This window comes from Streptomyces sparsus (assembly GCF_054776295.1).
Map to the genome: position 1 here is coordinate 1 of NZ_BAAHCA010001521.1, position 745 is coordinate 745.

General features: G+C 75.6%; 1 protein-coding gene. It reads right to left on the minus strand.

Annotation, left to right across the window (positions count from 1 at the left end; translation table 11 throughout):
* Nucleotides 1–628 (minus strand): response regulator transcription factor (locus ACYVE9_RS29380; protein WP_461030920.1); only part of this gene is annotated, 628 nt, incomplete at its 3' end.
* Nucleotides 629–745: the final 117 nt, after the last annotated feature.

The following is a 745-nucleotide window of genomic DNA, read 5'->3' on the forward strand; positions in this document are numbered from 1 at the left end:
GCTCGTAGGCGGCGATCACCGCCTGGGTGCGGTCCCGGGCGCCCGTCTTCGCCAGCACCGAGGCGACGTGCGTCTTCACCGTCTGCGCCCCGACGAGGAGCCGGTCGGCGATCTCGGCGTTACTGAGACCCTCGGCCATCAGACGCAGCACCTGCGCCTCCCGCCCGGTCAGGCGCCCGCCGAGGGTGTCCCGCGGCTCCCGCGCGGCGTGCCGCGCGGCGAGTGCCCGGACAGCCGCGGGGAACAGCAGGCAGTCGCTGCGCGCCACCAGGCGGACCGCCTGCACCAGCTCGTCGGCGCCGGAGCGCTTGAGCAGGAAGCCGGACGCGCCCGCCCGCAGCGCCTCGTAGACGTAGGCGTCGTTCTCGAAGGTGGTCACGACGACGATGCGCGGCGGCGGACGCAGGCTGCGCAGCAGCTGCTCCGTGGCGCGGATGCCGTCCACCCCGGGCATCCGGACGTCCATCAGGACCACGTCGGGACGCAGGGCGCGCACCACCGACACCGCTTCCGCGCCGGACGCCGCCTCGCCCACCACCTCCAGGTCGGGTTCCGCGCCGAGGATCGCCGCCAGTGCCTCGCGCACCAGCCGGTCGTCGTCCGCCAGCACGATCCGTACCCGGTTCACGGTGTGCCCCGCAGCGGCAGCCGCACGTCGAGCAGCCAGCTGTCACCGTCCGGTCCCCAACGTGCGTCGCCGCCCAGCAGCGTGGCGCGCTCGGCCACGCCCGGCAGCCCCCGCCCG